Genomic DNA, 21,164 nt, shown 5'->3' with positions numbered 1-21,164 from the left:
CAAACCAGCTCAAGGCTGGTTGTTTTGTTTACTGAGTTACAAACCCAGTAAAGTGGCTTCGCTGCCGGGACTCGAACCCGCGCATCTTTCAACTCTGGGCGTGACAGGCCGGCCATGCTTTAACAGAGAGCAAGCGACTGAACCGTCGTCGTCAGACGACCAAATGCCAAAAATAAAAAAACCAGCTCAAGGCTGGTTGTTTTGTTTACTGAATTACAGACCCAGTAAAATGGCGGAGCGGACGGGACTCGAACCCGCGACCCCCGGCGTGACAGGCCGGTATTCTAACCGACTGAACTACCGCTCCGCGCTGGAGTGAGCTTGCGCTCTAATGGCTTGTTTGCTGAATTGGCGGAGCGGACGGGACTCGAACCCGCGACCCCCGGCGTGACAGGCCGGTATTCTAACCGACTGAACTACCGCTCCGGAATCAGACAAACGATAAATGCTTAAGTGGCGGAGCGGACGGGACTCGAACCCGCGACCCCCGGCGTGACAGGCCGGTATTCTAACCGACTGAACTACCGCTCCGAAGAAGCATTTATTAAATTGGCGGAGCGGACGGGACTCGAACCCGCGACCCCCGGCGTGACAGGCCGGTATTCTAACCGACTGAACTACCGCTCCGCGCCAATACACTGCAGCATTTTCAATTGGGTATGCTGCTGTGCGGCGGGAATAATACGGATTCACCGTAGGGCCGTCAACGACTTTTTTGCCGCTTTTGTTTATTCCTTAGTCATCCGGCATAGAAAGTTCCAGAATGTCGTTCGACTTGCTGTTTTTTTGTCCTGAGCTGGTCGTTTTTGCATCACCAGAACCTGGCATAGCAAGTGTCTCCAAATCCATGGAGTTATTCTTTTTCGAGAATAACGTCTTAAATGACCGATCTGTGGCCACCATCCAGATAGCAAAACCACCACCACCCAAAATAATAATATTGCTCAGGATCACTAATACCCAGGGAAAAGATTTCTCTTCTTCCACTACTGGTTCAATGACAGGAGCAGCTACAGGAGTTGCTGCGACCTCAGAATTCTGTGCGGATTGAGCCCCTTCTTCTGCTGCGACAGGAACAGGCTCAACAACTTCAGCGACAAAAGAAGTCATAGGTAAAGTGATCACCACATCACGGCCATTCACAGTTTGAGCAAACAAAGTGCTCTCTACCTTATAGGTGCCGCTGGCGTAATTAACAATTTTCAGCTTTTTATCCACTTCGGCGCTTTCACCCAAAGTAAAACTTTGTACTTCATTGTTAGGGAAACGAACTTTGCCCTGCAAAGCAACAGACTGCGGGTTAATCATCGGATCTGTTACTTTAAACGTCAGCCAGTGCAGGTCTTCAGCTTTTGTTGCCTGAGCAACCTCATAGCTGATCGGGCTTTTATGGAGAATTACTGGTTCTTGTGTCACTTCGCGAGTGTACAAAGGTGTCTTTACAACAAATTTAGGTTGCCACAGGCCTGGTTTCATCTCTAGCTTAAATTCACCTGTAAAAATACCATCCCGTGGTCTTTCATCAAAGTTTCGGCCATCATCAGCCAAAGTAGTGAGTTCAATCACACCGGCGCCAAAGTTATCGTACTTTGCATCATTACTGCTGATAAAAAGTACATCCAAACGCAATAAATCGCGGAAATCCTTGGCAACTATGGGCTTACCGCCATTAGTCAGAGTGGCTGTGACTTTAATGGTTTCGCCCGTCATCAAGTGATCAGGCAATGGATCCACTTTCAGTTCGATATCCGTCAGTACCATAATTTTGCTTTCTGGCAAAATTTGCCCTAATGCCTGCCATGGACCAGGAGTGGGTTTTTTAATTTTAATCAAATCATAAGTTTGATCGTCATACCAGTCGACGTCCTGTTTACGGGCATTGACCACATTGATTTTACTGCCATCGGGCCTGACCAGAATAACGGAAGCTGAGCCCCTTTTTCGGAAAAACACCATGGTAATTTCTTCCACTTCGTAATCGATGCGGAATCTGTTATCAAAAAGTGGGATCTGGTTTTTGGCAGCTAAATCCGGCAACAGGCTTAAGCCCGCAGGATCGTCAACAACCTGTTGTGTTTCGGTCTTTGTAGTGGCATCCTGCGCCAAAAGCTGCAGGCTAAAACATAACAACAGCAAATGAATTAATTTCGCCACAGACAGCTCCCCCCTTTTTTCTGCACCAGATCCAGGCGCTGCTCATGCGATTGCAATTCGGCTTCAGAGGCAAACACAACAGGTAAACGACTGGTACGTTTTAGCTGCCCTACCACCACATTTTGCTGAGCTGCGGCTTGTTCATCATTGGCTAAATTTAAGCTGACCTGCCCCCCTGTCATCGCCAGATAAACATCGGCCAGAATCTCAGCATCCAATAAGGCGCCGTGTAAGGTACGGTGGCTGTTGTTTATATCGTAACGACGGCACAGGGCATCGAGGTTATTTTTCTGCCCAGGGTGCGCCTCACGCGCCATTTTTAACGTATCCAGCACACCACAGATGTCTGTGACAGGCGCAAGTGCAGGACGCAGCAGATTAAACTCATGGTTAATAAAGCCGACGTCGAACGCGGCGTTATGGATCACCAGTTCAGCACCAGCTATGTACTGGCAAAACTGCTGTGCTACTTCGGCAAAACGTGGTTTACCAATTAAAAACTCATTGGTAATACCGTGAACTGCTATAGCTTCCTGATCAATGAGCCGGTCGGGTTGTAAATAGACATGGAAGTTATTGCCGGTCAGCCGGCGGTTAATCAGCTCCACGCAACCAATTTCAATGATGCGATGGCCTTCCTGTGGGCTTAAACCTGTGGTTTCGGTGTCGAGTACTATCTGTCTTTTCAGCATTCTGATTCGTGTTCTTAGCGCTTTTACGTTAGATTATACGCCGATTTCAGTTGTGGGAAGCATCGATGCGTAAAACAGTAGCAATCTATACAGACGGTTCTTGTCTTGGAAACCCGGGGCCTGGTGGTTATGGCGTTGTTTTACGCTATCAACAGCATCAAAAAGAAATGTCTGGTGGCTACAAGCAAACCACCAATAACCGCATGGAATTGCTGGCTGCTATTGTCGGTCTGGAAAGTTTAACTCAACCTTGTGATGTGGATTTAACCACAGACAGTCAATATGTTCGTTTGGGTATTACGCAGTGGCTGGCCAACTGGAAAAAAAATAACTGGAAAACCAGTCAGAAAGAACCAGTAAAAAATCAGGATTTATGGCGCCGCTTAGATGCAGCCTGTCAGGGGCATAAAGTAAATTGGCATTGGGTAAAAGGTCATGCCGGACATCCGGAAAACGAACGCTGTGATGAATTAGCGCGGGTTGCTGCAACCCATCAGGCGACAGAAGTGGATGAGGGTTTTCAGCCATCCGCCTGATCTGGCTTTGCACTATCAGCGGATGATTGGCCAAAGCAGTGAAACTGCTGTACCAACTAACAGTGCGGAAAAGGTTTTCCGCACCCATAACTGTGGAATGTAAGCGGACAAGATAATGCCGAGCAGGCTACCACAAGCACCAATCAAGCCTAACCAACCAATCAGCTCCAGCGGTAAAGTTTCTCCCTGAACTGACATCAACCAGTAATGGCTGATAAAGCCTGTACTGCTTTGCAAGAAAATAAGTGCCAGGCTACAGGCTATAGCTCCAGACATTGGGATCACGGTTACAGCCAGCAATAACGGCACTATTAAAAAGCCACCGCCAACACCAACCAAACCCGTCAACATACCTAAAGACATCGCCAGAGCAGCCAACAGCCAGTGAGACTGGATTTGCCACTGCCAAATGGTCTTGCGCCACATATTAGTCGCGCTGCCCAGCATCAAAACAGCCAGGATCAGCAGTTGCACAGAAGAGTGCAGCCATTGAGCTAAAGCAACCCCCAGTAAAGTTCCAAAAAAAGCCGGAACCGCAAAACGCTTAAATAATGCAAAATCGAGATGACGACGCCACAGATAAGGCAATAAAGCGATAAAGCTGATTTGAGCCACTACACCCAAAGACGAGACTATGGCCACTTTTTCCGGCAACTGCACTAAATGCACCAGCACAGGCACGGTCAGAATAGAACCACCAGATCCTAACAACCCCACACTTAAGCCGATAATTAAAGCTGAAATCAGTACCAGAGCCGACATAAAAAACCAGACATTTTTAATAACTAAAAGAAATATTAAACTTCACTAAAGGAATAAGCAAGCAGGCTTCATGCTGAACAAACAGAATAAAAAAAGGCCAGCATCAGCTGACCTTTAGCATGTAATAGCAACGGATTTAGTCAGCTTTTAATAAAGCTTCTACTTCTTTAACAAAATCAGCGTCATCGGGCGACACTTTACTGCCAAAGTGTTTGACCTGCTGCTCGTCCTTGCTGACCAGATACTTGTTAAAGTTCCAGGACGGCTTTTCACCTGTTTTGGCGATTAAGGCTTTAAATACCGGGTTCACGTCATCACCACGCACAGCGCTGGTGGCAAACATTGGGAAAGTCACACCATAGTTGATGTAACAGACTTCAGCCGTTTTTTCCGCGTCATCATGCTCCTGCATAAAGTCATCTGACGGGAAACCTAATACCACTAAACCCTGATCTTTGTACTTTTCATACAAGGACTGCAGAGATTTAAACTGTGGCGTAAAACCACATTTACTGGCGGTATTTACGATCAGCAAGGTCTTGCCTTTGTAGGTTTCGCATAAATCCAGCGTTTCTTTTTTACGTAACTGCGGCAGTGAATGGCCAAGAATTTCGCCACAGCTATTGGCAAAAGCGACGCCACTTGCGCTGAGCAGCAGTGCCGCAGTCAGCATTTTCTTCATTGTTTTCATTATTAGCTCCTGTGATTAAAGGATATGAACTGATACGGACCAAGTCAGATGCTGGATCTGAGCTATAACAACAGACCGTCCATCAGAGGCTGTTATTTCACGCCGATATAAAATTCATGCAGATACAAAAAAGGCGACTTGCGTCGCCTGTTTCATTTGAAAATTTTATTGCACTAAAGCCAAAGCTTCTAAAATTTCACGAGGCTCGACTTCTGGGCCATTTAAGGATTCATCCCAGTTGGTGCCGATCAGTACGCCGTCGTCGTACATTTCTTGTAACCAGCCTTCACAGAATACATCCAGTGGAATAGCTTCTGGTTTGTAGTCAGACCATTCTTCAGAACAGTGCACTAAGGCCGCTTCCTGACTAGACCAGAATGGCATCACGTCTGTATCTTCAAAATCAACAGACTCGACCACCAGCAAATCTTCGCCGTTTGCTAAAGTCCAAACCACGCCATGAGTTTTGGCTTCAGCAATAAAATTTTGAAACACCGGATCATGTGAATATTCGCCCATGGCAACCACCTTTATATGAACTGTTAGTTTAATTGGCACTATTAGACCAGAAAACCAGATTAAAGACGAATTAAAATCCCCTTTACTGTCTGGTGCTGTTCCCCTGTTTTTTAAAAATAACGTACAATTGCCGCATTCTAAACAACAAGATGAGTGACTCTTATGGCTCAGTATATTTACAGCATGTACCGCATGTCGAAAGTAGTGCCACCAAAACGCACTATTTTAAAAGACATTTCGCTGTCGTTTTTCCCAGGTGCAAAAATTGGTGTTTTGGGTTTAAACGGTTCAGGTAAATCCAGCTTGCTGCGCATTATGGCAGGCGTGGACACAGAGTTTGACGGTGAAGCCCGTCCTTTAGCTGGGATCAATATTGGTTATCTGCCACAGGAACCTCAGCTTGACCCGGAAAAAACTGTACGTGAAGTGGTAGAAGAAGCAGTTTCCGATGTGAAAAACGCGTTAACCCGTTTGGATCAGGTCTATGCCGCTTATGCTGAAGAAAATGCAGACTTCGACGCTTTAGCCCGTGAACAAGGCGAGCTGGAAGCTATTATTCAGGCTAAAGAAGGCCATAACCTCGACAATATTCTTGACCGTGCTGCCGATGCGTTGCGTCTGCCAGCCTGGGATGCGCTGATCAAACATTTATCAGGTGGTGAACGCCGTCGTGTCGCGATTTGTCGTTTGCTGTTAGAAAAACCAGACATGTTACTGCTGGACGAACCGACTAACCACTTAGACGCTGAATCTGTAGCCTGGTTAGAACGTTTCCTGCACGATTACACAGGCACTGTTGTGGCTATTACCCACGACCGTTATTTCCTCGATAACGTTGCAGGCTGGATTTTAGAGCTGGACCGCGGTGAAGGTATTCCGTGGGAAGGTAACTACTCCTCATGGTTAGAGCAAAAAGATGCCCGTCTTGAGCAGGAAGAACGTAGCGAAAACGCTCGTCAGCGCTCTATCAAGCAGGAATTGGAATGGGTTCGCACCAATCCAAAAGGTCGTCATGCCAAGAGCAAAGCCCGTATGGCCCGTTTTGAAGAACTGCAAAGCCAGGACTTCCAGAAACGTAATGAAACCAACGAACTGTTTATTCCGCCAGGACCACGTTTAGGCGACAAAGTGCTGGAAGTGAAAAACCTGCGTAAAACTTTTGGCGATCGCGTCTTGATTGACGATTTAAGCTTCAGCATTCCAAAAGGTGCCATTGTAGGTATTATCGGCCCGAACGGTGCTGGTAAATCGACGCTGTTTAAGATGATCACCGGCATGGAACAGGCTGATGGCGGCACTATTGAAGTGGGCGATACAGTACAAATCGCCAGCGTTGATCAGTTCCGTGACAGCATGAATCCGAAAAACACCGTGTGGCAGGAAATCTCCAACGGACAGGATATTCTGCAAATTGGTAACTTCCAAATTCCAAGCCGTGCTTATGTCGGTCGCTTTAACTTTAAAGGCAACGATCAGCAGAAGTTTATCGGTGAATTATCCGGTGGTGAGCGTAACCGTGTGCATTTAGCTGCGCTGTTAAAAGCTGGCGGCAACATGCTGTTACTCGATGAACCAACTAACGACCTGGACGTTGAGACCTTACGTGCTCTGGAAAACGCCATCCTCGACTTCCCTGGTTGCGCCATGGTGATCTCGCACGACCGTTGGTTCCTTGACCGTATTGCCACTCATATTCTGGATTACCGCGACGAAGGTAAAGTTAACTTCTTCGAAGGTAACTATTCAGACTACGAGACCTGGATGAAAGCCACCTACGGTTCGGATGCAATGCAACCGCACCGCATTAAATACAAAAAGATCTAAGAATAAAATGGGGTCAGATCACATTAATTGCCAGGCAATTAATGTGATCTGACCCCATTTTCAGTTTTACACTGCGTCTTCGTTTTCTTCGCCTGTGCGGATACGGATCACTCGTTCCACATCAAACACAAAAATTTTGCCATCACCAATGCGGCCTGTTTGAGCTGTTTTGATAATCACATCAATACAACGTTCCACCTGTTCATCCGGCAGTACCAATTCAATTTTTACCTTAGGCAAAAAGTCGACCATATACTCTGCACCACGGTACAGTTCGGTATGGCCTTTCTGACGGCCAAACCCTTTGACCTCAGTCACTGTCATGCCGGTGATATTAATTTCGGCCAGAGCTTCCCGTACGTCGTCTAATTTAAAAGGCTTAATAATAGCTTCAACTTTTTTCATGACTTCCTCAGCGCTGTTTCCGCATCCACGATGTGATGGGGTATCTTCTGTCTTTACCAAAGTTGCGGCTGGTCACTTTTGGACCCACGGCCGACTGGCGTCTTTTGTATTCGTTGATATCAATCAGGTTTAAAACCCTGCGAACTGTGGATTCATCATAGCCCATAGCCACTATGGCGGGCAGTGACTTGTCCTGTTCGACATAAGCTTCAATCATTGCATCTAAATCATCATAAGGCGGCAGATTGTCCTGATCGGTTTGATCCGGCGCCAGCTCAGCGGATGGTGGTCTGTCTATCACCCGTTGTGGGATCACAGGCGAAATGCTGTTGCGATACTCTGCTAAACGATACACCAGAGTCTTTGGCACATCTTTGATAACCGCAAAACCACCACACATATCCCCATACAAAGTGCAGTAGCCTACAGCGTTTTCACTTTTATTGCCTGTAGTGAGTAGCATACGGCCGGTTTTATTCGACATCGCCATCAACAACACACCCCGAATACGGGCTTGCAGGTTCTCTTCTGTGGTGTCTTTACCACGGCCTTTAAACAAGGGTGTTAACTGCTGCATAAAGCTGTTGTACATAGGCTCAATAGACACCGAATCAAACTCAACGCCCATCACTTCAGCCTGAGCTTTGGCATCTTCCACACTCATAGACGAGGTATAAGCAAAAGGCAGCATCAGAGCTTGAACTTTGTCAGCGCCTATCGCATCGGCAGCTATCGCCAGCGTTAAGGCTGAATCGATACCACCGGATAAACCCAGCACTGCGCCAGGGAAACCGTTGTGCTGAATATAATCGCGGGTGGCCATCACTAAAGCTGCATAAACTTCAGCTTCGACCGATAAGCGTGGTGCAAGCTCTACATGACCATAATGCTGACCGCGAGCAGCTAAATTGACTGTGGCAAGTTCGCTCTCGCAGGCTTTACCACGAAACAGCAGTTGCGCTTCCGGACTAACCACTAAGGACTGACCATCAAACACCAGCTCGTCCTGACCTATCACCTGATTGACATAAACAAAACCTAAATGCAGGTGTTTGGCTAAGGTTTGTAATAAGTCTTCGCGCTGCTGGGCTTTACCTATTTCATAAGGGGAAGCGTTCAGCACCAAAGCCCAGTCTGCGCCTTGTTCTTTGGCCAAAGCAGCCGGAGCGCCTTGCCAGACATCTTCGCAAATCAACACTGAAAAACGTTGGCCCTTCAGCTCGAAACAACAGGCTTCAGTGCCTTCAGTAAAATAACGTTTTTCATCAAAGACACCGTAATTGGGCAAAGCTTGTTTGTAATAACGCGCTATCACTTCACCCTTTTGAATGACAGAAGCTGCGTTATACAAGGCTTCGCCATCACGCCATGGGTGACCCACAACCAGCGTATTTGGCAGCTTAGCCGCACAAATCTGCTGCAGACTTTGCTCGACCAGCAACTGAAAGTCGCCGCGCAGCAATAAATCTTCTGGCGGGTAGCCTGTTAAGGTTAGCTCAGGAAATAACAACAAATCGCTTTGACTGCCTGTGGCAATCTCCAGCACTTTTGCGGTGTTTTGCGCCACAGCAGCCACAATAAAGGGCTGCTGTACCAGGGTAATAGAGACAGCAGAGGACATCTGAACCTGCACTAAAGGATGAAGAAACTGCCGCTATGGTAGCGATTTTTGCCGCCGGACTCAATCAAGCATCTTCATAAGCACTATCCTAATGCTATCCCAATACGATTTTAGATATTTAACATAAATGCAACTAAACTTAGTCAGACCAATCCACAGGGATGTTTTCGCATATGAATGCACATCGCCTCGCCAGAACGTCTGCTGCCTTTAGCCTGATTGAGGTTTTATTAGTACTGGCTATTATCGCCATAGTATCGGCTGTAGGTATGCCCAATTTACGGGAGCTTTGGCAGCGTTTGCAGGCGGAACATTTTATGCGACAACTCAGCCAACATTTAGCTTATGCCAGAGTACATGCGATAGCTCAGCAACATCAGGTGCAGATTTGCCCACGTCATGGCGTAGTCTGCAGTTCAGACTGGAATTCTGCTCCCATTCAATTGCATCAAAAAGCGTTAAAAAACTGGCAGGATCTATTGCTGCGGGAACTGAAGCATCCAGTCCACAGCCATCAACTATTTTATAGCAGGCCATCACTGCAATTTCGCAGTGACGGCAGTCTGGATTTATTAGAGTCCGGTACCTTTGTCTATTGCAGCAAAGAGCCATATCACTGGCATTTCAGATTAACGGTTAGCCAAGCCGGACGAAGCCGTTTATGGCAAGAAAATACGTCATGCCCTTATTAGTATTATGGGCTTAGTAAGTCCAGCAGACTGAGCCTGGTTCACTGCTTTTTTGACCATAATTATTAAGCAAAAATACCTGACAACTTTTATCTTCGGTCTGAGCTTGTTGGGCCTGAGCTTTCAGTTGATACCCTTGTTCTGTAACCACTGCACTAATTTTATAACGGCCTGATTCAGTCAAAAACTGCTTCGCCGCAAAGCCTAACTCGGTCAAATCTGCGCTGTATCGTTGCTGATCCACCAGCAACATTTCCTGTAAACCTGCCACTTTCAACAAGGCCTGCATGGCTTCCGCCCTATAACTTTTAAGCACATGATCCTGATAACCAGGCAATAACACAGACGCTAAGATGCCTAAAATAGCCAGTACCACCAACAGCTCAATTAAACCAACCCCCAGCGGCTTGAGCTTCATTCGTAAGCTCCTTCTTCATTCTGGTAGGTGCCCATTAGCTGCCAGCGCGGGAAGCTGCCTTGCTGGATAGTTTTACTACAATGAGTGCAGTCAGGACTGATCTCGAGCATATTTTCAATCAACACCTGCTGACGATTTTGCTCAATCAAGGCAAAACCACCTTGGGTGTTTGCCTTCACCTTAAGCGCTCCCACAGCCTGATCCAGAGGTAAAATCGGGTCGCGATAAACAGCAGAAGCATGATGTAAATGCAAAGCCATCAGGGCCGAAGAACTCTGTTCAAGACTACATAGATGATCAGCGCTCTGCTTTAGCAACGTCAGGTAAACCACACCAGCTGCTACAACAGGCATATGGGTCAGACGCCCGGCTAATTGACTATACCAGCCATTTTTTTGCTGAATGTGTTGCCAATGCTGTGGGGTTAATACCGCAAGCTCAGGCGCCTTAGGTAGAGTTCTGTCGACCAAATCAGTTGAACCCGAAAGCTGTCCGTCTTGCTGTTTTAATACAACAAAAACACTGTTTTGTTGCTGCAAAGCCCCCAATAGCACCAGCCACTGGCTGCGTCTTGAATGAAAGTCGCTGCCCGAACCGCCTACAGGCACAGCTGCATATAAAGTGCGGATAAACTGAATATCGCTGAATTTCAACCCGGATAAGTCAGCGATAGCTTTGACATCATAAAACTGATTATTCTCCATATGAGCCAGCCAGATTTGACCCGCTTTAGTGCTGAAAATCAGGCTTTCTGCATTGGAATCTCTGTTGTGATCATACAAGGTCATAGCACCTGACAGCTCTGATATGTTTTGATCAGTGCTTAGCCTGGCTTGTATAGCTCCCGTGTTCAGATCCACTTTGTACACCAGAGTTTTCTCAGTAGCTGCTGTATTGGGCAATAAAAGCGACACAGCGGGTAATGCTGGTTTGTTCGTCGCATGCAGCAACATCAAGGGCTGTGCCATAGCACCGGCTAAATCGTCAAAACCCGTTGTCGCAGAACTCGCAGACCACAAAAGTTCAGGTTGCTCAAGGCTACTCAGCTCTAATGCGAAGTACAGGGGGCTTTTGTTACTGCTTCCACTGACGATAATCAGCTGCCCCTTAATCCCAAGCTGTTGCTCTGTGAGCAGTAAGGGTTGATGGATCTGTTGATCGAGATCGGTCAGTTGGTCCTTTAACTGAGCCAGCACTGCTAACAAATCCCAGGGCAACCACCAAATAGTCTTTTTCGACTTATCGTCTGCATAGAGCTTCAGCACACCGGCATAGCCAACCAGTTTATAACTGGCGTCAACAGAGGCTGGTAAGGCCTGGGCTTGTACATCCAGTGTGCTGCAGGACAATGCGTCCAGTAGTTCAGGCAATTCAGTAAGCCACTCTGTTGTTTCTTCTGCACTGAGCTTCAGATGCTCTGCAAGCAAATCATGCTGCTCAGAGCTGAGTTCATTCAGTTGCACAGAACCCACTTCTGGAATATGACTCCAGTACAGCTCTGCCAAAAGGGGATGGCTGCATAACAATAAACATAAGCCAAACCTATAAAATTCCATCCCTGCCTCCTTCAGGCAAAGATTGCCTGACCAGAAAGCTGGTGACACTATGTTGATGATGGACAGATCGCTCCGTCGTCTGAACCTGATGCCACTCGCACTTTAGCGAGATATCACTCCAGGCGGCATACACTGCAGGACAGGGGATCAGGACAAAAATACCAGCTTCCGCTGATCCTTGCTTAAGCTGCCGTATTTGCTGTACATGCTTACTGTGAGTTTGTTGCTTTAATTGAGAAGCTAAAGTGGCACTGCCTGCCAACTTTTGACTTAATTGTGTTTGAACCAGCATGGGTAAGGTCATGCAACTTAAAATCAGCATTAATATTAAGGTAGTGACCAGAATAAAACCTTTTGAACTCAACATCATAACGACCTCCTTTTATAAGCGTGTGTTGCTAAATGCCACAGAACTGCTGACTAACAGGCGTCGAAACGGATCAGAAGGAGCTTTAAACCACTCTTGCCCCATCTGATAAAGCTGATTGTTTTGGTAACTAAAATCCTCGTCTAAACTGCGTAACAGCAGGTAAAACTTAATATTGATAATGCGATGCTTCTGTTGTTGCCAATGCTCTGGCTGCATTTGTTCTGTACTCAGGTAATAGTCAACCTGACCATCTAAATTGGCATCCATACCAAATTCAAAGTGCATCCTCTCGACCCCATCCATCACAGAATCTGTGCTCATAATGCTTTGGCCTGCGGCGTTGCGGATCAAACGTTTACGCATCAGCACCGGCACTATCTCGCCAGCGTGTTTTTGTTCACTGATATAAAAAACCTGATGAGTAAAAGGCCAATAGATGGAATCAGGCACCAGATCCGCACTTGAGCTGGTGACAAATTGGCTGCTTGCCGCTGAAGTTTCAAAATAAAACCGGTTTGAGCGCATCTGAGTCGCCGCCAAACTGCTGCCGACAATACGTTTGAACTGCAATAATTCAGAGCCGGGTTTGGGCTGGCTTAAGCAATCCAGATGATTGTATTGCTGCACCAACTCCGCATACAAACTCAGATAGGGCTGACCTTTGACAGGAAAACTACCTGCATCAATTTCCGCTACACAGTCGCCCAGTACAGGAGCAAGCTGATGGGAAGCGGACGCCACATCAGCCAGACTACGACCGGCAAAAAACATCAGATTAGGTAGTTCAGACTGAAACAGGCTCATCAGCATCTGACTATTCTGCTGCAATTGCACTAACTGCTGAGTTTGACGATTGGACTGCTGAGTCGCCAATACAGTCCCAATCAAAAAGGTCATCAGTACCAAACCCAAAGTCAGGCTGACCAGCAATTCCAGTAAAGTGAAACCGCGCATCTCAAGGCACCACCATAGAAACTTGCAGCCGGTTTGGCGATACATCACAGACGGATGTGGGGCGTTGAATTTGCACTTTAGCCAAAGAGCGCCAGCTTAACTGCACTAGTAGTTGATCAGCCTGCTGACGAATACAAAGTGCGGGTTGCTGCAATAACTGCAAAGTTTGAGGATGACCAGAAGCACTTAAGGTGCTGTATAAATGATACTGACTCAGTTGTTCTGCATCACAAGAATGCTCTTCAGTACAATCGGTCGGCTGCTCTGTAGTCCAGAGTGGATGTATACCCTGATAATGTTCAGCGGAACTATCATGGCTTGCCATTCGTCCAGCCAATTCAGTGGTCAGGGACAAAGCAATGGTTTGCTGTGTCGCCATAATGACTTGCTGACGGGCAAGCAAAGAAACACTTAACGCGCCCAAACCTGTCAGGCACAACAATAATAAACTGATCAGAACTTCGGTTAAGGTAAAACCAGAGGCATTTGGCATATCCATGCGCCTGTCAAAGTCCGTTTACCTTAAATTTACCTCTGTTCCTTAAAAGGTCAAATCTTACCAGCACTTTTTCACAATGGTCGCACCAGTGCCACCGTTGGCGCCTTTTATCCCCGCCTGGTTGTAACTTAAGGACGAACAATCGTCGTCACTTTGAGCGCCAGTGGCCGTTGCGGTCAGCGTAAAAGTGCGGCTGTCCAAATCATCCAGATCAAAACTAAAACGTTCAGATAAGTCGTTGCTGCACTGCAGTTCTGGCAATTCAGTGGTATCGCCATTGTTGGTGGCGTAGGTCATATTGGTGGTATACACCCTTTCCATAAACTGAGCGTATTCCAACAAACAGGCGGCGGCGCTTGCTCTGGCGCTGCTGAGCATATAGCCCTGATAAGAAGGCACAGCTATGGCGGTTAAGGTGCCGACTATGGTGATAGCGATTAACAGCTCAATCAGGGAAAAGCCACGATCTTTGCTTGTTTGCATTAGTTGTCTACCTCGCGCCATGACACCCGGCCACGTCTGATTTGGGTGTTTACATCTAAATTCACCACATTGGTGTCGGCTAAGCCCACCGCCATTTTGTCTTCAAAAAACAGCGGTTCAGTGGGCATACTGTCAAAACGTACGCCGGATAATTCCACCACCTCATCGCCTTCGCTCACGCCATCGTCCTGATTAAAATCTTCGTCGCCTGAAATATCAAAGAAGTGGTATTTCAACCGGCCACCGTGAAAAGGATCTATTGCCATCACGTAGCCATCCCCTTCCGGATTACACACATTACTATCGGGAATAATACTGTTGACCACTAAGGTCGTGCCGACCAAACGGGGCGAAGACACTATACGCTCGCGCTCATCGGGTAAGTCGATAAACCAGCCTTTAAAACCCGCCATGTCATTGGCTGCAGAAGAAGAGACAGTGCGCCCTTCTGTGCCATTGCTGTGGCTGACATTGGTTAAAATGCGCTCTTTCAGTAAAGTGCGGCCAGATAAAGCCGTACCATCCATAATGCCATACCAGCTTTGCTCGTCGTCCAGTTGAGGATCCGGAGTTTCCAGATAACGGCCTGTGCCAAAAAACACCCATAGCTTGCCGGTTTTAGGTTCAGAGCCAAGCGCTATGCCACCTGTGATGGACTGTGGATCACCTGCTGCATCTTCAGCCTGATACAAAGGGCCGCCGCCATAAGCCACAGCCCAGTTGCTGGGGTTATTGGACGATAAATCAAACTTCCAGACATTGCCTTGTAAATCTCCGGCAAAAAACCAGTCGGTATTGCCGTTTTTGCTGTAGTCCCAGCCTTCAATCTGGCCCAGGCCGTTGTCGCCGGAACCTGTCGCCACCTCTAAATCATCCCCACTAACCATAGATTCACCGGTCTCAATATCCAGCACCAACAAACCTGGCCGTCCCGTGCTGTTGTTGTAACCATAGCCAATCACCACAGCCCATTTGCCGTTATTTAAACGGGTGATAATAGGTTTGGCTGTAGTGATCCCTAACTGAGGATAACTTTTATCCCACAATAAACTGGCCTCGCTGATTTGTGACGGATTGGTAATATCCAGAGCAAAGATACTGTTCCCTCCGCGCCCGGTGCTGCCCACTAATACTGTGCGCCAACTGCCGTCAAAATAAACATCGGCCGACACTGCTGTGCCATCCACAAAATAATCTTTTTGAATCACACCACTGACATTGGGTTCACTTAACGCTTTCAGGTTTGTCGCGGCGGTCAGCATTTGGCGTGGTACATAAGCAAAAGCCTCAGCTCCTGTTGTCGCATTAAACGCATGCAACATCCCATCATTAGCGCCGACATAAATCAGTGGCTGACGGGCTTTGTAAGCGGCGACATGTGCCTTGTAACTGCTGGCTTCAGGCCAGTTGTACGAGTGATAATTAAAATTAACAGGAGCGCCAACATAAACAGGCGAAGAGTTGGCTATATCACCTAAGGCTGTGGATCTATTGCGATAGCTGCCGCCATTTTGTTGCTCTTGCGCCGGATTGCCTCGCAGGTAATCCACCACATTGCTACTTACCAGCGCTTCCTGCTGGCTACCTGCGCCACTGGTTAAATTCGCCCAGATAAATATGTCCGCAGAGGTTTCGGTTTTGCCAAAATAAATCACTCTGTCGTCCCAGTCCGGCATTTCTTCAGCCGCACTCCAGACATAACTGGTGGTGTCTTCAATGTTGTAATTCACCAGATCACCACTCCAGTCGCCACTATTAAAACGGCCCTGATACACGCTTTGCTCAGCCTGCAATGAAGTGGTGGTGCCGGCTAAATTCGAGCCGGAAGCGACACGGGCAATAATAGCGGATAAGGTATTGGATAAGCCTGTGGCAAAAGTGTCTGGGTCAGCGGCACTAAAAAAACCACCTCTGCTGTTGACTGCCGCATGCAATAAATCATCAATTTTTGCCGGTTGAGTGGCCAGAGGATCAGGCCAGGAAATAGCGCTACTTGCGCCTATGGCGTTAAAAGCTGTGCTGGAACTGATAGTGCCTTCCACACCAAGCCCAACACCAAAAGTCACCATATGTTGCCAAAATGCAGGGTTAATCGGACTGGTCGGCACTAAATTATCCAGATCGGTGCGTAAATCCCGTTTCCAGTAATACATAGCTACGTCGGCCAATGTATTGCTGCGCCCGTCAGAAAAAGGCCCTGTTGCTGCGTACACATAAGAAGTTCCACCAGGCTTTGGAATGGTTTGGTTGTTGCTGGTACTGCCGTCGTTATTGGAGCGCGCCGCCGCCGTCTGGGCTTGTGAGGCAGTGTCTTCACTCCAGTAACCGTCTGTCATTAATATGCTGTAACTTTGACGACACATAATATGTTGGGTGTCATCGTCTGTACCCGGGGTTCCACCCCAAGGCCCTTTGTTGTCTGTTCTGGAGTAATACAAGCCTGCATCATTAAGCGCCTTACGCAATGGTGTGCCGTTGTAGTCGTATACCCGCTCGTACAGCTGATCGTAAAAACTTTGTTTGTCACCACCGGTAAAGGGCCGCACCCCGTTGATCACAGTGCTGACAGCGGCCCCATCGACAGTACTGCTGCCTTTGTTTATCGCGCCAAAACCAACCCGTAACGCTTCAGTTTGGGTAGAAAAAGCCCGGCCTATACCAGCCTGTGAAGCCAATAAACGAGAACGGTAATAGGTATACCAGTTAGCAAAGTTCTGCATCTCCTGCGCATAACTGCAAGTGCCAGCTGTGCAGTCTGTGCGATTTTCCCGCCCTTCGCCGCTATAACTTAAAGTCGCAGCGTTAATTTCTATACGCTGGTAATTGGTGTAGGTAAATAAACTGCCGCCTGTATGGTTGTAATACACAGCAGGGTAAAAAGTACGGCTGGCTGTTACATTCTGGCAGCTGCTTTTAGCTGTGGCGGTAATAGTGCAATAGCGCCATCCTGCGCTGGAAGTTTCATTGACTGTCAGGTTACGACTGCCTTTGAAGGTTCGAAACGGATGATGGTAAGCGGCTGCCGGATTAGAGTTTGGATAGGAAGTACCGTCCGCTTTAATCCAGGGTTTATAAGTAATAGACGGATTATAGTAGGACTTGTTCAGCGCATAAGAGCGCAGCGCTCTGGCAAATAAAGCTTCGTTGTTATTGGCTGCGTTGAGGTTAGTTGCGTTACTTTCATCCCGAAATGACACCACCTGATGCGTCGCATCCGAATCACCGTAAATCCCTGTGACTCTGGGGTACACATAATGCGGATCATCGGCATACAAATCAGGTGTGATTTCCCAGTGCATAGAACCCGAGTCATCAATCATAAACATGATATTCGGTTCTACTGAGCTGCCGGTTTGCAGGGGGGGCGAAGTTAAATCCAGCGCCGCCAGACTACAAAAACTGGTGAACATCAGGCTCACCAGCATAATTTTTGTGCAGGATGTATTTATTTTCATTACATCAGCCTTTGCAGTTTAGCGTCTGAACAAACTTTGCAGCATGACAGCAGCTCTGCCGTTGTCCGACACTGTGCGTGCCGTAATACGGAAAGTAGGTGATAAACACCCTACTGAAATTTTATCTTTACTGGCGACATCAGCACATTCAGGCGGATAGGGCCAGTCGCCCATGTATTCAATCAGATACTGAGCACCAGTTTCGCTGTCTTCGTTTAATGTCGTAGCAGACAACCAAAGCAAACCATTGTCATTCCAACGGTCTTCAGCCCCGGCTACAGGCAAATCATAAACACCGGCACCATCAATCAGAGCCACAGGATCATTGACGTTTAACATCACCTCAGCTTCCAGCAAAGCCGCTTCAACTTGTTGATAAGACAATTGCCTGTCGTACAAATTGGCACTCATACGTTCCTGCAATAAGCTTGATTGCATACTGCTGACAGCCACCAGCGTAATGGCCAATAGTAGTAATAAACTGATCACCAGCGCTATACCTTGCTGCTGTGCGGGATAAGAGGACCGGGCTGTGGTTTTCATAGCTAAATCCTGTTCCTGATGCTGATCTGGTAGTTCATCCGGCTCATTTGTTCAGGTAACTGAAGATCCGAAGATCCGGTGGCAATAAACTGCAGAGAAATCCGCACTGAAATAATATCCATCCAGTCCACCACCAGATCAGCATCACGCCAGCTTCTGCTGCGCTCATCCATAAACTCCAGCTGTAAATCGCTGACGCCATAAAGAATTTCTTCAGCCGCGCTGTTGTTTCTGACCCGAAATAATGACGTACTTTGTTGATCGCTGCTAGCCGCTATATACCAGCTGACTGAATCAAAATTCATCAGCATTGCATTCACCGCATACTGTTTTACAGTGCCGCTGGCGCCATCACACAACAATGGAAAGCCCATGCCTGAGGTGCAATTGCTGGCGCTGACTTCGTGGAACACGCTGGTTAAATCTGTACTGCTTGCACTGAAAATGCTGCTTAATGCTTCGTCACAGAGGATCAACAAGTCGCCGCTTTGAATTTGATGTTCAGAGCTCAGAACCAACTGACTCAAAGCGGCATCATGAGATTCCACACTGTAGCTTCGCCCTGAGCCAAACATCAGCCGGACAGCGTCGGTATCGGAGAGCGGACTAACGCCGTTGATAGCAGGAGCAGGTTGCTCAAAACCTTCAATACCGCCATTCCAGATAGCCCAGGCAGAACCCGCTACATTGGCCGCATTGAGCACATTGACGACACGGGACGAATTACCGCACCCAATATAACCGGAGCGCCGGATGTCATTCGCCATCAGCTCAAAGGTGGTGCGACTGGAATTTTGTAACTCGCCAAGCACAGCATTCAGTTCGGCCGTTTTACTATTGGATAAGTAGACCCCTATCACTGAACCTGTCAGCAACAAACCCAACAGCATGGCGATCATCAGTTCGGATAAGGTAAAACCCTGTTGCAGCTTCATGGCCGCACCTGAATTGCAAAGTTGGTGGCCCCTGTCACCTTCTCATCTTGCCAGCTGATGCTGATGGTATAAACACCAGCACCCGCATCCCATGTCACTTCAGGACAGGCTGTTGTGCCTGTTGCAGTTTGCAACTGCAATGCCCATTCGGCCAGCAATTCAGACTCACAATCTCCGGCGTAAGAGCCAGAGCGCGCCACATCAGGGTTTGATCTCATGATTTCAGTTAAAGTGCCAGCCAGGATCAAAGCTGTAGTTCGTTCCTGTGCACTTTGGCTATAGCGCACTGAGCTGCTTTGCAAAGCAGCTATCCCCAACAAACCGATGCCAAGCACCAGCACAGAGATCAGAATTTCTATCAATGCAATGCCTTGTTGGCTGTACCTCTGAGGATTGCTGTGGTTGCAATGGCTAGGCATCAGTGCTCCTTATCAACTGCCGCACTGGGACAGCTGAATGCTGCTGCGCCCACCGGATAAGAAAGTCAGGGTTCTGCCATTGTCGGCAAATTCAGCGCCATCGGCACACAACTCAAAGGCTGAATTTAACGGCTGGTTGTTTTGACTTCGGATCAAACCCTGACCACTAAAACGCAGCTCAGTAAAAGCGGCGCTGATGATCAGCCTGCCGTCAAAACGCCCGGCCCGGATCACCGTAGCCGGAGAGGCGGTGTCGATCAGTACCCAACCGTCCCAGGCACCAGAGGCAGCAGAACAGTCATCCAGCTCTGCATTGGCTTTACATAAACGTATGGTTTGATTTTGTTTGATAGCTTCAGAGCGAGCCAGTTGGATCACGGTGAGCAGTTCATTGGCCTGACCCGATAAGCGGTTTCGGGCCAATAAATCAGTAAACGAAGGCACAGCGACAGCCACAAGTACTAACAGCACCAGAATGGAGATCATCTGTTCTATCAGGGTAAAAGCTTTTTGCCGCTGCAACAAAGGACGGTCATCCATTTGTTTACTACTCCCATAGGCCACCTGTTATATCTGCAGATATGGACCAAGGGTTTAAGCATAGCAAAAGATCTGAAGGACGCTAGGAAGCGAATACCATAGCTATCCCCAAAGCCTGAACTTTAGGGATAGCTGGTTAACAAGAGGAAAAGTATTTGAAAACAGACGATTAGCGAAGCTCTGCTGGCACCGCAAAAATCACGTTTTCTTCACGGCCAGGGTGCTCAATCACTTGTTTACCACCCCATTCAGTCAAACGCTGTACAACCTGCTGCACCAGCACTTCAGGCGCTGAAGCCCCTGCAGTTACACCCACAGATTTAACGTCTTTTAACCACTCCTGCTGGATATCAGCAGCAGTATCAATCAGGTAAGAGCGACAGCCCATCTTTTCGGCGAGCTCACGTAATCGATTCGAGTTACTGCTGTTTTTCGCACCCACCACCAGCAACAATTCTGATTTGGCAGAAAGTTCACGCACCGCATCCTGACGGTTTTGTGTGGCATAACAAATGTCGTCTTTACGTGGCCCTTCGATATCAGGGAAACGTTTGCGCAGCGCATCAATCACATCAGCGGTATCATCGACAGATAAAGTAGTCTGACTGCTGAAACACAATACTGCCGGATTTTTCACCTGCAGTTTTTCAACATCATCCACCGACTCGACCAGATAAATACCACCTTCAGCGTTGTCGTATTGGCCCATAGTGCCTTCGACTTCAGGATGTCCGGCATGGCCAATCAGAATACATTCAATACCTTTACGACTGGCGCGGGTGACTTCCATATGCACTTTGGTTACCAGCGGACAAGTGGCATCAAACACCTTCAAACCACGTTGTTTGGCATTTTCACGTACGGCCTGTGACACACCATGAGCACTAAAAATGACGATGGCATCGTCCGGCACTTCATCCAGCTCGTCGACAAAGACTGCACCGGCGCGACGTAAGCCATCAACCACAAATTTGTTATGCACCACTTCATGGCGCACATAAATAGGCGGTTCGTAAATTTCCAGCGCACGGGACACTATGCTGATAGCACGGTCAACACCGGCACAAAAACCCCGTGGATTGGCGAGTAAGATATCCAT

The 21,164-nt window shown here is 47.7% G+C and carries 22 protein-coding genes and 4 tRNA genes; 3 read left to right on the top strand and 23 right to left on the bottom strand.

Features of this window, described 5'->3' with window-relative positions:
- Positions 1-230 precede the first annotated feature (230 nt).
- The 6 genes from LSG34_RS19815 to dnaQ all read right to left on the bottom strand — a co-directional run bounded on the left by LSG34_RS19815 (position 231) and on the right by dnaQ (position 2,846).
- Positions 231-307: transfer RNA gene (locus LSG34_RS19815), tRNA-Asp, on the bottom strand.
- Positions 308-349: 42 nt separating this feature from the next.
- Positions 350-426 (bottom strand) — tRNA-Asp (locus LSG34_RS19810).
- A gap of 28 nt (positions 427-454) precedes the next feature.
- Positions 455-531: transfer RNA gene (locus tag LSG34_RS19805), tRNA-Asp, on the bottom strand.
- Between the two features lie 19 nt (positions 532-550).
- Positions 551-627 (bottom strand) — tRNA-Asp (locus LSG34_RS19800).
- 108 nt (positions 628-735) lie between these two features.
- Positions 736-2,154: a TIGR03503 family protein gene (locus LSG34_RS19795; RefSeq protein WP_233011068.1), complete on the bottom strand. Its 1,419-nt coding sequence runs from the start codon at positions 2,152-2,154 to the stop codon at positions 736-738.
- The gene (gene dnaQ / locus LSG34_RS19790; protein ID WP_233011067.1) at positions 2,142-2,846 is read right to left on the bottom strand and encodes a DNA polymerase III subunit epsilon; all 705 of its coding nucleotides are present in this window, start codon (positions 2,844-2,846) and stop codon (positions 2,142-2,144) included. The genes LSG34_RS19795 and dnaQ overlap by 13 nt, the downstream gene beginning before the upstream one ends.
- A 65-nt stretch (positions 2,847-2,911) precedes the next feature.
- Here dnaQ and rnhA point away from each other — a divergent pair, with 65 nt between their 5' ends.
- Positions 2,912-3,382, top strand: coding sequence for a ribonuclease HI (gene rnhA, locus LSG34_RS19785; protein ID WP_233011066.1), 471 nt, complete (start codon positions 2,912-2,914; stop codon positions 3,380-3,382).
- A 15-nt stretch (positions 3,383-3,397) separates the two neighbouring features.
- On the opposite strand, the gene LSG34_RS19780 is transcribed toward rnhA, so the two are convergent.
- From LSG34_RS19780 to LSG34_RS19770, 3 genes are all read right to left on the bottom strand, one after another.
- Positions 3,398-4,144 (bottom strand): sulfite exporter TauE/SafE family protein, encoded by a 747-nt coding sequence (locus tag LSG34_RS19780; protein ID WP_233011065.1) that lies wholly within the window; start codon positions 4,142-4,144, stop codon positions 3,398-3,400.
- A 136-nt stretch (positions 4,145-4,280) separates the two neighbouring features.
- Positions 4,281-4,835 (bottom strand): glutathione peroxidase, encoded by a 555-nt coding sequence (locus LSG34_RS19775; protein WP_127025571.1) that lies wholly within the window; start codon positions 4,833-4,835, stop codon positions 4,281-4,283.
- Positions 4,836-5,000: 165 nt separating this feature from the next.
- Positions 5,001-5,354 (bottom strand): DUF2750 domain-containing protein, encoded by a 354-nt coding sequence (locus tag LSG34_RS19770; protein WP_127025572.1) that lies wholly within the window; start codon positions 5,352-5,354, stop codon positions 5,001-5,003.
- Between the two features lie 162 nt (positions 5,355-5,516).
- Here LSG34_RS19770 and ettA point away from each other — a divergent pair, with 162 nt between their 5' ends.
- On the top strand, positions 5,517-7,178 hold the full coding sequence (gene ettA / locus LSG34_RS19765; RefSeq protein ID WP_233011064.1) for an energy-dependent translational throttle protein EttA: 1,662 nt from the start codon (positions 5,517-5,519) through the stop codon (positions 7,176-7,178).
- A gap of 66 nt (positions 7,179-7,244) precedes the next feature.
- On the opposite strand, the gene glnB is transcribed toward ettA, so the two are convergent.
- Together glnB and LSG34_RS19755 are read right to left on the bottom strand one after the other, a co-directional pair.
- The gene (glnB, locus tag LSG34_RS19760) at positions 7,245-7,583 is read right to left on the bottom strand and encodes a nitrogen regulatory protein P-II (protein ID WP_053425941.1); all 339 of its coding nucleotides are present in this window, start codon (positions 7,581-7,583) and stop codon (positions 7,245-7,247) included.
- Between the two features lie 7 nt (positions 7,584-7,590).
- Positions 7,591-9,204: an NAD+ synthase gene (locus LSG34_RS19755; RefSeq protein WP_233011063.1), complete on the bottom strand. Its 1,614-nt coding sequence runs from the start codon at positions 9,202-9,204 to the stop codon at positions 7,591-7,593.
- A gap of 173 nt (positions 9,205-9,377) precedes the next feature.
- Between LSG34_RS19755 and LSG34_RS19750 the strand changes: the two genes are divergently transcribed.
- Entirely contained in the window at positions 9,378-9,896 is a 519-nt protein-coding gene (locus tag LSG34_RS19750) for a GspH/FimT family pseudopilin (protein ID WP_233011062.1), read from the top strand.
- Between the two features lie 10 nt (positions 9,897-9,906).
- Here the strand turns inward: LSG34_RS19750 and LSG34_RS19745 are convergent, their stop codons facing one another.
- From LSG34_RS19745 to ispH, 12 genes are all read right to left on the bottom strand, one after another.
- A complete protein-coding gene (locus LSG34_RS19745; protein ID WP_233011061.1) occupies positions 9,907-10,311 on the bottom strand; it encodes a type IV pilin protein in 405 nt (134 codons plus the stop codon).
- Positions 10,308-11,867 carry a pilus assembly protein gene (locus LSG34_RS19740; RefSeq protein WP_233011060.1) on the bottom strand — a complete coding sequence of 520 codons (1,560 nt, stop codon included), beginning with the start codon at positions 11,865-11,867 and terminating at the stop codon, positions 10,308-10,310. The genes LSG34_RS19745 and LSG34_RS19740 overlap by 4 nt, the downstream gene beginning before the upstream one ends.
- On the bottom strand, positions 11,854-12,237 hold the full coding sequence (locus LSG34_RS19735) for a hypothetical protein (protein WP_233011059.1): 384 nt from the start codon (positions 12,235-12,237) through the stop codon (positions 11,854-11,856). The genes LSG34_RS19740 and LSG34_RS19735 overlap by 14 nt, the downstream gene beginning before the upstream one ends.
- A gap of 12 nt (positions 12,238-12,249) precedes the next feature.
- On the bottom strand, positions 12,250-13,191 hold the full coding sequence (locus LSG34_RS19730) for a PilW family protein (protein ID WP_233011058.1): 942 nt from the start codon (positions 13,189-13,191) through the stop codon (positions 12,250-12,252).
- A 1-nt stretch (position 13,192) separates the two neighbouring features.
- Entirely contained in the window at positions 13,193-13,684 is a 492-nt protein-coding gene (locus LSG34_RS19725) for a prepilin-type N-terminal cleavage/methylation domain-containing protein (RefSeq protein WP_233011057.1), read from the bottom strand.
- A 63-nt stretch (positions 13,685-13,747) separates the two neighbouring features.
- Positions 13,748-14,173 carry a type IV pilin protein gene (locus LSG34_RS19720; RefSeq protein WP_269822984.1) on the bottom strand — a complete coding sequence of 142 codons (426 nt, stop codon included), beginning with the start codon at positions 14,171-14,173 and terminating at the stop codon, positions 13,748-13,750.
- A complete protein-coding gene (locus LSG34_RS19710; RefSeq protein WP_233011056.1) occupies positions 14,173-17,628 on the bottom strand; it encodes a pilus assembly protein in 3,456 nt (1,151 codons plus the stop codon). Before LSG34_RS19710 ends, LSG34_RS19720 begins: the two co-directional genes overlap by 1 nt.
- Positions 17,629-17,646: 18 nt before the next feature.
- Positions 17,647-18,171 carry a pilus assembly PilX family protein gene (locus tag LSG34_RS19705; protein WP_233011055.1) on the bottom strand — a complete coding sequence of 175 codons (525 nt, stop codon included), beginning with the start codon at positions 18,169-18,171 and terminating at the stop codon, positions 17,647-17,649.
- Between the two features lie 2 nt (positions 18,172-18,173).
- Complete coding sequence (locus tag LSG34_RS19700; RefSeq protein ID WP_233011054.1) at positions 18,174-19,106, bottom strand: PilW family protein; 933 nt, start codon at positions 19,104-19,106, stop codon at positions 18,174-18,176.
- Positions 19,103-19,525: a type IV pilus modification protein PilV gene (gene pilV, locus LSG34_RS19695; RefSeq protein WP_233011053.1), complete on the bottom strand. Its 423-nt coding sequence runs from the start codon at positions 19,523-19,525 to the stop codon at positions 19,103-19,105. Before pilV ends, LSG34_RS19700 begins: the two co-directional genes overlap by 4 nt.
- 12 nt (positions 19,526-19,537) lie before the next feature.
- A complete protein-coding gene (locus LSG34_RS19690; RefSeq protein WP_233011052.1) occupies positions 19,538-20,065 on the bottom strand; it encodes a GspH/FimT family pseudopilin in 528 nt (175 codons plus the stop codon).
- Between the two features lie 169 nt (positions 20,066-20,234).
- Complete coding sequence (gene ispH / locus LSG34_RS19685; protein WP_233011051.1) at positions 20,235-21,164, bottom strand: 4-hydroxy-3-methylbut-2-enyl diphosphate reductase; 930 nt, start codon at positions 21,162-21,164, stop codon at positions 20,235-20,237.

This window comes from Rheinheimera faecalis (genome assembly GCF_021290965.1).
Classification (GTDB): Bacteria; Pseudomonadota; Gammaproteobacteria; order Enterobacterales; family Alteromonadaceae; genus Pararheinheimera; species Pararheinheimera faecalis.
Note: the sequence above shows the minus strand (reverse complement) of the source record. Positions and strands in the feature narration are given on the sequence as shown.

Bases quoted from the DNA above. Each gene is read 5' to 3' on its own strand.
- dnaQ (WP_233011067.1), bottom strand. From the start codon at position 2,846: ATGCTGAAAAGACAGATAGTACTCGACACCGAAACCACAGGTTTAAGC.
- ettA (WP_233011064.1), top strand. From the start codon at position 5,517: ATGGCTCAGTATATTTACAGCATGTACCGCATGTCGAAAGTAGTGCCA.
- glnB (WP_053425941.1), bottom strand. From the start codon at position 7,583: ATGAAAAAAGTTGAAGCTATTATTAAGCCTTTTAAATTAGACGACGTA.
- LSG34_RS19750 (WP_233011062.1), top strand. From the start codon at position 9,378: ATGAATGCACATCGCCTCGCCAGAACGTCTGCTGCCTTTAGCCTGATT.
- LSG34_RS19710 (WP_233011056.1), bottom strand. From the start codon at position 17,628: ATGAAAATAAATACATCCTGCACAAAAATTATGCTGGTGAGCCTGATG.
- LSG34_RS19755 (WP_233011063.1), bottom strand. From the start codon at position 9,204: ATGTCCTCTGCTGTCTCTATTACCCTGGTACAGCAGCCCTTTATTGTG.
- LSG34_RS19730 (WP_233011058.1), bottom strand. From the start codon at position 13,191: ATGCGCGGTTTCACTTTACTGGAATTGCTGGTCAGCCTGACTTTGGGT.
- pilV (WP_233011053.1), bottom strand. From the start codon at position 19,525: ATGCCTAGCCATTGCAACCACAGCAATCCTCAGAGGTACAGCCAACAA.
- LSG34_RS19770 (WP_127025572.1), bottom strand. From the start codon at position 5,354: ATGGGCGAATATTCACATGATCCGGTGTTTCAAAATTTTATTGCTGAA.
- LSG34_RS19705 (WP_233011055.1), bottom strand. From the start codon at position 18,171: ATGAAAACCACAGCCCGGTCCTCTTATCCCGCACAGCAGCAAGGTATA.
- LSG34_RS19780 (WP_233011065.1), bottom strand. From the start codon at position 4,144: ATGTCGGCTCTGGTACTGATTTCAGCTTTAATTATCGGCTTAAGTGTG.
- LSG34_RS19775 (WP_127025571.1), bottom strand. From the start codon at position 4,835: ATGAAAACAATGAAGAAAATGCTGACTGCGGCACTGCTGCTCAGCGCA.
- LSG34_RS19690 (WP_233011052.1), bottom strand. From the start codon at position 20,065: ATGGATGACCGTCCTTTGTTGCAGCGGCAAAAAGCTTTTACCCTGATA.
- LSG34_RS19700 (WP_233011054.1), bottom strand. From the start codon at position 19,106: ATGAAGCTGCAACAGGGTTTTACCTTATCCGAACTGATGATCGCCATG.
- LSG34_RS19735 (WP_233011059.1), bottom strand. From the start codon at position 12,237: ATGATGTTGAGTTCAAAAGGTTTTATTCTGGTCACTACCTTAATATTA.
- ispH (WP_233011051.1), bottom strand. From the start codon at position 21,164: ATGGATATCTTACTCGCCAATCCACGGGGTTTTTGTGCCGGTGTTGAC.
- LSG34_RS19740 (WP_233011060.1), bottom strand. From the start codon at position 11,867: ATGGAATTTTATAGGTTTGGCTTATGTTTATTGTTATGCAGCCATCCC.
- LSG34_RS19725 (WP_233011057.1), bottom strand. From the start codon at position 13,684: ATGCCAAATGCCTCTGGTTTTACCTTAACCGAAGTTCTGATCAGTTTA.
- LSG34_RS19745 (WP_233011061.1), bottom strand. From the start codon at position 10,311: ATGAAGCTCAAGCCGCTGGGGGTTGGTTTAATTGAGCTGTTGGTGGTA.
- LSG34_RS19720 (WP_269822984.1), bottom strand. From the start codon at position 14,173: ATGCAAACAAGCAAAGATCGTGGCTTTTCCCTGATTGAGCTGTTAATC.
- rnhA (WP_233011066.1), top strand. From the start codon at position 2,912: ATGCGTAAAACAGTAGCAATCTATACAGACGGTTCTTGTCTTGGAAAC.